This is a genomic window from Arthrobacter sp. Y3223166 (assembly GCF_059090935.1).
Genome location: NZ_JBNHGE010000006.1, coordinates 106,325 through 115,124 on the forward strand (window position 1 = coordinate 106,325; position 8,800 = coordinate 115,124).

7 protein-coding genes are annotated in these 8,800 nt (G+C 70.0%); 4 read left to right on the plus strand and 3 right to left on the minus strand.

Going from position 1 to position 8,800, the window contains the following annotated elements:
• Window positions 1-137 precede the first annotated feature (137 nt).
• Both serC and AC5RUH_RS05330 read left to right on the plus strand, forming a co-directional pair.
• On the plus strand, window positions 138-1,271 hold the full coding sequence (gene serC / locus AC5RUH_RS05325) for a phosphoserine transaminase (RefSeq protein ID WP_494128092.1): 1,134 nt from the start codon (window positions 138-140) through the stop codon (window positions 1,269-1,271).
• A 168-nt stretch (window positions 1,272-1,439) separates the two neighbouring features.
• Window positions 1,440-3,392, plus strand: coding sequence for an HNH endonuclease signature motif containing protein (locus AC5RUH_RS05330; RefSeq protein WP_494128093.1), 1,953 nt, complete (start codon window positions 1,440-1,442; stop codon window positions 3,390-3,392).
• Between the two features lie 104 nt (window positions 3,393-3,496).
• On the opposite strand, the gene AC5RUH_RS05335 is transcribed toward AC5RUH_RS05330, so the two are convergent.
• The 3 genes from AC5RUH_RS05335 to AC5RUH_RS05345 are packed head-to-tail and all read right to left on the minus strand — an operon-like array spanning window position 3,497 to window position 6,035.
• Complete coding sequence (locus AC5RUH_RS05335) at window positions 3,497-4,762, minus strand: MFS transporter (RefSeq protein ID WP_494128094.1); 1,266 nt, start codon at window positions 4,760-4,762, stop codon at window positions 3,497-3,499.
• A 48-nt stretch (window positions 4,763-4,810) separates the two neighbouring features.
• Entirely contained in the window at window positions 4,811-5,641 is an 831-nt protein-coding gene (locus AC5RUH_RS05340) for a DUF3027 domain-containing protein (protein ID WP_494128095.1), read from the minus strand.
• A 10-nt stretch (window positions 5,642-5,651) separates the two neighbouring features.
• Window positions 5,652-6,035, minus strand: a complete 384-nt coding sequence (locus AC5RUH_RS05345) for a cold-shock protein (RefSeq protein ID WP_494014722.1) — start codon at window positions 6,033-6,035, stop codon at window positions 5,652-5,654.
• A 230-nt stretch (window positions 6,036-6,265) separates the two neighbouring features.
• On the opposite strand from AC5RUH_RS05345, the gene AC5RUH_RS05350 reads away from it, so the two are divergent.
• Together AC5RUH_RS05350 and AC5RUH_RS05355 are read left to right on the plus strand one after the other, a co-directional pair.
• Window positions 6,266-6,520, plus strand: a complete 255-nt coding sequence (locus AC5RUH_RS05350) for a hypothetical protein (protein ID WP_494073372.1) — start codon at window positions 6,266-6,268, stop codon at window positions 6,518-6,520.
• A gap of 103 nt (window positions 6,521-6,623) precedes the next feature.
• The coding region (locus AC5RUH_RS05355) for a helicase-associated domain-containing protein (RefSeq protein WP_494128096.1) at window positions 6,624-8,800 on the plus strand (2,177 nt) is incomplete at its 3' end.

The window sequence follows — 8,800 nt, forward strand, 5'->3', positions numbered from 1 at the left end:
GGGCTGACGCGTCGGGCGCCCAACGCAACAATGGCCACTGCAACTAACGGCGGCCCTCGGCGTTGAGGCAGAATGAAACGGGCGTTCAACGGCGAACCGCCATCGAGATCATTGCCACCACGCCAGGAAAGGTATTCATGAGCGATACCCAGTCCATCAGCATTCCCGCCGACCTGCTGCCGAAAGACGGGCGCTTTGGCGCCGGGCCGTCCAAGGTGCGCCCGGAACAGGTCGACGCCCTGGTCGCCGCCGGCAAGAACCTCCTGGGCACGTCGCACCGCCAGGCACCGGTGAAGAATCTGGTGGGCAGCGTCCGCGAAGGGCTCAAGGAGTTCTTCAAGGCGCCGGAGGGTTACGAGGTCATCCTGGGCGTTGGCGGCTCGACGGCGTTTTGGGACGTTGCAACCTTCGGACTGGTCGAGCAGAAGGCCCAGCACCTGTCCTTCGGGGAGTTCAGCTCCAAGTTCGCCGCGGCCACCAACAAGGCTCCGTTCCTGGCCGAGTCCAGCATCATCACCTCGGAACCCGGCTCCCGGCCGGAGCCGCGGGCTGAGGCCGGCGTGGATGTCTATGCGTGGGCGCAGAACGAAACCTCCACCGGCGTGGCGGCTCCGGTGCAGCGAGTGAAGGGTGCCGACGACGGCGCCTTGGTCCTCATCGACGCCACCTCCGCCGCGGGCGGGCTCGACGTCGACGTCGCCCAGAGCGACGTCTACTACTTCGCGCCCCAGAAAAACTTCGCGTCCGACGGCGGCCTGTGGCTGGGCGTCTTCTCCCCCGCAGCGCTGGAACGGGCCGCCCGGATCGGTGCCACCGACCGCTGGATTCCGGACTTCCTCAATCTTGAAACGGCCATCGACAATTCGCTGAAGAACCAGACCTACAACACGCCTGCGCTGGCAACCTTGGTCACGCTCAACGCCCAGATCGAGTGGCTGAACGGCAACGGCGGTTTGGACTTTGCTTCCGCCCGGACCGCCGATTCGGCAGGACGGGTGTACCAGTGGGCGGAGGCTTCCGCCGTGGCGACCCCGTACGTGGCGAACCCGGAGCACCGCTCGAACGTCATCGCGACGGTGGACTTCGACGAGTCGGTTGACGCCGCGGCGGTCGCCAAGGTGTTGCGCGCGAACGGAGTGGTGGACGTGGAGCCGTACCGCAAGCTCGGCCGCAATCAGCTGCGCATCGCCACCTTTGTCGCCGTGGAGCCGGAGGACGTCAGCGCGCTGCTGGCCTGCATCGACTACGTGGTGGACCGGGTCAAGGGCTGATTCCCCCGACCTCGCGTCGTTTCGCAAAGGTCCGGCTACCGTTCGCGGCGGCCGGACCTTTCGCATTGGCAGCAGTTGCGTAGGGCGTTGCGCCAGCCGCGTCCCGCCGTCCAGCGAGCCTGAACGCTCGCCCCTCAAACTGTCGGAGGCAGCCGGTAGCGTGAGGATATGGAGGGCGAGGGCGACGAGCTTCGGTTCCCGGTTCCGGGACAGGGACTGGTGATGGACCTTGGTGTGCCTTCGCGTCCGGACAGTTCCCTGCTGGAAGCGCTGCTGCAGCACGTGGTGGCAGAAGCGTTGCTCCGCCGGTATGGCATCAGCTCTGATCGCGCCGGACTCTACTCGGCGGCCGCTGACCCTGGTGCGTCTGCCGCCGCCGAGGCGGCCGACACTGCAGAGATTCCCTCGCCAACCAAAGCCGACGGCGGCGGGCAGCCAACCGTATCCGAGGATCCCGGAGCATCCCAGGAATCTGGCGCCGGACAACCGACGGCCGGGACCACCGAGGAGGGGGTAGGACTGACCGTGGTGCCGGAGGACGCCGGTGGCGAGCCTGTGATGCCCGAGGGCGGGGTGGGGGTGCCTGCCGTGCTGGCCGGTTTGTTGGCGGTGGTGGAGCCGGCGGAACTGGATGACGTGCAGACCATGGATTATCTTTTGGCTGCCGCGCGGGTGGAGGCGTGGGTGCAGTCGTGCCGGGTGAAGGCGTTGGACCGCTTCGCCCGGCTGCGTCCCGGTGTGGGCGGGGACCGGGACCCGGAAGGCTTTTCCCGCTTCGCGCACCAGGAGGTCTCGGCGCATCTGTGCACCGGTGACGCGGCGGCGCGGGCCATGCTGGCCGATGCCCGGCAGATCTGCACGCACCTGCCGGGCACTCTTGAGGCGATGGGCCGCGGGGACCTGGACTTGCCGCGGGCGAAGGCGCTGGCCCGCGGCTGCGCGGACCTGCCGGCGGAATGCCTGCCGGATTTTGAGGCCGCGGTGCTGCCCGGCGCCGGGGACGTCACATTGGATACCGTGCGGTCCCGTGCCCGGCGGATGCGGGACCGGCTGCACCCGGAATCCCTGGAGCAGCGGCACCGGCGGGCGAACGAGTCCCGGGACGTGCAACTGACCGACCAGGACGACGGGATGGCCGAGTTGTGGATCCGGACCAGCGCGGACAAGGCGCATCTGGTCTTCGACCGGATCCAGGCCACAGCCCGCTCCCTCCAAGGCCCCGGCGAGGCCAGGACCCTGCCCCAACTGCGCGCCGACGTGTTCTCTGACCTCATGCTGACCGGCCGCACCTGCCCGGCCGGCGGGGCGGCCACGACGACGACGGACGACACGACACCGGCAGCCCCGGCCACGGCACCGGCAACCGCCGGTAGCGGCGCCTTCGTTGGATGCGAGGCAACCGCCGTCAGCGGCGGCGGCAACTGTGGTGGTGCGGGGCCGGGGACGCTGGTCACGGTGCCCCTGGCCACGCTGCTGGGACTGGGCGAGGAGCCCGGGGACTTGGCCGGGCACGGCCCGATCCCGGCAGACATGGGACGGGAACTGGCGCAGCTGGCCAGGTCTTGGCTGCCGGTGCTCACCGACGACCACGGCCAGGCGATCGCGGCCGCCCGGAAACTGCGGACTCCGCCCCAATGGCTCAAACGCCTGGTCCGTGTCCGGGACCGGCACTGCCGCTTCCCCGGCTGCCGCCGCGCGGCCAGATACTGCGAGATCGACCATGTCCGCGGGTGGGACGACGGCGGGCCGACTATGCCGGAAAACCTGCAGTGCCTGTGCAGCGCCCACCACGCGGCGAAGACCGGCGGGCACATCCAGGCCCAGGCCGGGCCACACGGTGAGATCACATGGACCACGCGCACCGGCCACCGCAAGACCACTTACCCGGACGAGGGCTGGGACACTCTCCTGCCCCGGCCGAAGGAGACGGAAGCGGCATCCAGCGGCGAAAGCGAAGAGAACACCGACGGGGCCCCAGATGCAGCCGGCGCCGCTGCCGCCACTGGAGACGGCGCCGCCCGCGATATCAGCGACCGCGGCGACCAACCACCAAAACGTACGCTCGGCGGCATCGAACTGCCCGACGAAAACACCGACCCCAACGCACCACCCCCATTCTGAGCTTCCCGCGGCACGAGCAAAAAATGTCGGCGGCGCCTGCGGAGAATGCTGTAACGCCAGCAGAAGATTCCGGGTGCGTGGGGCGCCTGCGGTCTCGGAATCTCTTAGGCGCGACGGTCCGGCACACCGTAGGTAATGGTGAGTTTCCGGGCCGCAGAGCGGTCGAAGCGCAGACGCATGTGGTGGGCACGCCAGGCCCATACGATCCCGACCGCGGCTGCAGCCACGCCGGACAGCGCGGCCACCCCCAGCCCCCAGCGCGGGCCGAAGCTGTTGGCCACCAAACCGACCAGAGGCGCACCGATCGGGGTCCCGCCCATCAGGATGGCCATGTACAAAGACATGACGCGCCCGCGCATCATGGGAGCAGTCGTGGTCTGCACATACGCATTGGCGCTGGTCATGATCGTGATGGCGGCAGCGCCGACCGGCACGAGCGCCAGCCCGAAGAGCCAAATTGTGGGGGCGAGCCCTGCCGCAGTACAGGCGATGCCGAAGGCCACCGAGGCGCCAAAGATATAGCGCAGCCGCGGCCGGTCACGCCGTGCGCTAAGCAACGAACCGGTGACCGAACCTGCGGCCATGACCGAGGAGAGCAGGCCGAAATCACCGGCGTGTCCGCCGAATTCGGTCCGCGCCATGGAGGCGACAAAGACGGAAAAGTTCAGGCCGAAAGTACCGATGATAAAGATGGCAGCGAGCACGACCACCAGGTCGGGCCGCTGCTTCACATACCGGAAGCCTTCGAGGATCTGCCCGCGTCCCTTGGCGGCCTTCTCCCGCAGGTGAAGCTCCTGCCGTCGGATGGCGAGCAGCGCCGCGATCATTGCCGCGAAGGTAGCGGTGTTAATCAGGAATACCGGTCCGGGACCAATGGCGACGGTGAGCACACCGGCAATGGCCGGCCCGACCATTCTGGCCAGGTTGAAGGACGTGCTGTTCAGCGCCACTGCGTTGGGCAGGTAATCGTCGCGCACCACGTCCGAGACGAACGTCTGCCGTGCCGGCGCATCCACCGCTGTCACCATGCCGAGTGCCAGAGCAAAGGCGTAGACATGCCACAACTGGGCGACGTCGGCGATCACCATCAACCCCAACGCCAAGCCCAGCACGGCCATCGAAATCTGGGTGGCCATCAGCAGCTTTTGCCGGTCAAAGCGGTCGGCAACGAGCCCTGCCCAAGGAGCCAGAACCAGTTGTGGCCCCATCTGCAGGGCCATCACGATGCCCATGGCAGCGGCGTCCTGCTCGGTCAGGATGTCGTAGACCAGCCAGTCCTGCGCCGTGCGCTGCATCCACGTACCGATATTGGAGACCAAGGCTCCGATGAACCAGATCCGGTAGTTGAACAACCTCAGTGAACGAAACACGCTTTACCGCCCTTTCCGGCTGCACACCTGCCTCGTCGATGGGTCGTGTCAGGACGTAGTTTCGGCGCCGTCCTTGGCCGCGGTGACGTCGGAGGCCTTGGTCGCGGTGCCGTCGGTGGCCTCGGTGCCGTTCCCTTCGGATACGTCCTCCGTGGCCGGGCGCAGGTCCTCGGCTGCAGCCACGCCGTCCGCGGCTACATCGGAATCGTCTGCCTCGGCCCGATCCGTCGCTGCCACATGGTCGGCAGGAGCGGCCTCGGTGCCGTCCGCCGCCTCCACATCATCGCCAGCAGCGGCCTCGGTGCCGTCCGCTGCCTCCGCCACGCCGTCCGCGGCTGCCTCGGCCCGGTCCGTAGCCGTCGCATCATCGGCGGCAGCAGGCTCGGAGCGTTCCGCCGCGTCCGCCCCATCGTTTGCAGCAGCAGCCTCGGAGCGCTCCGCAGCCTCTGCTTCCGCCGCAGCCGCGGCTTCTTCGGGCCGAACCCGGTCGGCCCACGGCACCCACTCGGGCGCCAGCAGCGACTTCTCGGAGGGAAGCAGGCCCACTTCGCAAACAGTTGCTTCCTTGCCCCGCGGCACCCGGGCCAGCGTGGCGAACCACTGCCAGCCCGCGTAGCCCGCCAGTTGGGCCTCGAACCGGTGGGTGGCCAGGCGGTCGCCGTCGGCAAACGTGCCTACGTGTGCACCGATCTGCTCCGACGGGGCGATCTCCAGCACACCGTCGCGCGCACGGTCCACCGCTTCGGCCAACACAGGGTCCAATTTCGGAGCACGCTTGGCGGGACGACGCCGGGGCGCCGCCTCGGCCTTCGGCTCGTCGGCGAGCGCCTGCCCCTCGTCAACCGTTTCAGCGCCGGCGTCGGTCATATTTTCAGTCATCGAGGCCGCTCTACGCGTCCAGGTCGTCGGCCACGCGGCGGAGCACCGCTGCAACCTTCGACGCGTGGGAGCGCTCCGGGTAGCGGCCCCGGCGCAGGCCGTTGGAGACCTCGTCCAGAAGCTTGATCAGGTCTTCGGTGATCACGGCCATGTCCTCGGCCGGCTTCCGCGTCGCCCGGACCACCGAGGGAGCGGCGTCGAGGATGCGCGCCGAGAGCGCGGAGGGGCCACGCCGGCCATCCGCTATACCGAATTCCATCCGGGTGCCTGGCTTGACGTCTTTGACGCCGGCCGGCAGCGCCGAGGCGTGCAGGAACACTTCCTGTCCGTCCTCGCTGGCCAGGAATCCAAACCCTTTATCCGTGTCAAACCACTTGACTTTGCCGATGGGCACTTTGCTTACCTCGTTCTGCTTCATGATGCAGCGGTACCGCACGCTGCTGCGTTCTTACCATGGGCCCCGCCGGTAGCACAGCGGTCGCACATGCGACCGCGCCGAATCGGGGAAAGTCTGTCTCTAGGTTATCGCGTTCCGCTGACCGCCGAGCCCGTTGCCCGCCGCTTTCCGCTCGTGGCGTGAGCGCCCGGAATGAGGCCCCGAAATGGCGGCTGTAATCTGGTGTCATGCCCGCAACCGTCCCCGCCCACAATGCGTCCCGCCCCGCCGAGTCCGGTGCTTTGCACCGAGTGCTGGTCCTTGCCGCCGTCGTCGCGCTGTTGACCGGTTTGGGCAGCCTGGGCGTGATTTTGGCCGGTGCCATGGCCGGAACCGAGGTGTGGGCCGGCTTTCTGGGACTGGCCTGGTTCTGCTTTCCGATCGCCTTCGTGCTGATGGTGCTGCTGGTGGCCGGCAGCGTCCGCCGCCGCCGCCGCAGCTAGCGGGCAGCCAGCGCGCAGCCGCAGCTAGCGGGCAGCAGCCGCTCCCGAGACAGTCCCGCCTCGGCACCGTCGCGCCGCAGAGGCCCGGGGTAACGTTAATCCGGTGTCCTCCATCCGCGCCCTGGCTGGTCAACTGGCCGCCCGCAGCGACACCGAGCTGCGGCAACTGTTTGGCGCCCGTCCGGATCTCTGCCTGCCGGCCGTGCCGGACTTTTCCGCGCTGGCTGCGCGCGCGTGCACGCGGATCAGCCTGCAGCGGGTGCTGGAGCAGCTGTCCCGGCCCGAGCTGGAGGTACTCGAAGCCGTAGTGCTCAGCACCGACGTGGATGCCGGACGCGCCGCCGACGCCCGCTCCCTGCGGCCGTTGCTCTTGCCGCCGGACGGCACTGCGATGCTTCACGAACTGGACTCGTGCCTGACGCGGCTGCACGGGCTGGCCCTGCTGCTGCTCGCCGCACCGCCCTCCCCCGACGACGACGGCGGTGCCGCCCCTCCTTCCCCGGCCTACCTACCGGTGGCGAGCCTGGCCGAAGCACTGGGTCCGTACCCGTCCGGCCTTGGCCGCAGCTACGCAGCCCTGGCCGCCGCCAGCCCCGCCGCCGCCGACCATTTGGTCCGTACGGCGCGGCTGCTGCGGGAGGCCGGTCACGCCCTCCCCGCCGACGTTGGCGAGCCGGACCCGGACGAAGGCTCCGGCGCCCCGTCCCCGGGCGTCCGGGCAGCCGCCGCCCTCGAGAGCTGGCTCGCCGACCCGCGGACCTGGCCGGAGCTGATGGCCCGGGCACCGGCGCACACGGAGGAACTGCTCGGGAAGTTCCGCCGCTCCCCGCTCGGGGCGCTGCCGCACCGGCTGGCCGATACCGGCCCGCGCGACGCCGCCTCGCCCATCGACTGGCTAGCCGCCCATGCGCTGCTGGTGCCCATCGACGCGTCGCACGTGGAGCTCCCCCGCCCGGTGGGCCTGGCGGTGCGCGGCGGCGCCGTGGCTGACCCCTGGCACACGCGGCCGCCGGAGGTTGCAGCCCGGCAGGTCCGGAATTCGCTGCGCGACAACGCCGCTTTCTCCGCCGCGGCCGAGACGCTGCGGCTGGTCGCCGAACTGTTGGAACAGATACGCCGCAGCCCGGTGGCCACGCTGCGCGCCGGCGGCGTGGGGGTGCGGGAAGTCCGGCGGCTGGCCGAGGCGTTGCGGATCGAGCCGGGCATGACCGGCTGGCTGCTGGAGCTGTCCGCCGCCGCCGGCCTGGTCGTCCTGGACGTAGACACCTCCCGCTGGGTGGTCCCTGCGGGCGCCACGTTCGGCTCCCTCGAGCGCCGGGACCAATGGCAGCTGCTGGTCGCGTCCTGGCTCCAGCTCGACCGGGCGCCGTCATTGGTGGGCGGGCGGACGACGTCGGACACCGCCATTAATGCGCTGGCAGCCGAAGCGTCGCGCCCCGATGCACCGGCAGTCCGGCGCCACGTGCTCGAGGCACTGGACGAACTCTGCGGTGCGGCCGATTCCGCCACAGGTCGGGTGGGACAGGGCGCGCCGGAAGAGGGTGGAGCGACCAGCGGCAGCACGCCGGCGCCCTCGCCGGAAGCGGTTACCGCCTACCTGGTCTGGCGGCGGCCCCGGCAGCAGCGCCGGTACAAGCGGCTGGTCCCGGGCATCCTGACCGAGGCCGCGCGGCTGGGTCTCACCGGCTCCGGCGCCCTGACCAGGCTGGGTCGGGCCACGGCGCAGGAGCGGCTGACCGAGGCCGCCGCGCTGCTGGCCGAGCAGCTGCCGGAACCGCTGGACCAATTCATGCTGCAGGCGGACCTGACGGCCGTTGCTCCCGGGTATCTGGCCCCAAATATCGCCGCCGAACTGTCCCTGCTGTCCGACGCCGAAGGCCAGGGCCCGGCGGCCATCTACCGGTTCTCGGCCGACAGCATCCGGCGCGCCCTGGACACCGGCCGGGACGCGGCCCGAATCCTCGGCTTCCTGGCCCGGCATTCGGCCACCGGCGTGCCGCAGCCGTTGGGGTACCTGGTGGAGGACACAGCTTCCCGGCACGGTGCCCTGCGGGTGGGATCGGCCGCGAGTTTCCTGCGCAGCGACGACGAAGATGCCCTGACGGACCTGCTCGCCGACCCGCGCGCCGCCCGCCTGGGCCTGCGCCGGCTGGCCCCTACGGTGCTGGTGTCGCGGGCCGGTTCCCGCGACCTGCTCGCCTCCCTGCGCCAGCTCGGTTATGCGCCGGCTCCGGAGGCCGACGACGGCGTGACCCTGGGCGCCGGGGCAGGCACCGGCGC

Bases quoted from the DNA above. Each gene is read 5' to 3' on its own strand.
- serC (WP_494128092.1), top strand. From the start codon at position 138: ATGAGCGATACCCAGTCCATCAGCATTCCCGCCGACCTGCTGCCGAAA.
- AC5RUH_RS05330 (WP_494128093.1), top strand. From the start codon at position 1,440: ATGGAGGGCGAGGGCGACGAGCTTCGGTTCCCGGTTCCGGGACAGGGA.
- AC5RUH_RS05340 (WP_494128095.1), bottom strand. From the start codon at position 5,641: ATGACTGAAAATATGACCGACGCCGGCGCTGAAACGGTTGACGAGGGG.
- AC5RUH_RS05350 (WP_494073372.1), top strand. From the start codon at position 6,266: ATGCCCGCAACCGTCCCCGCCCACAATGCGTCCCGCCCCGCCGAGTCC.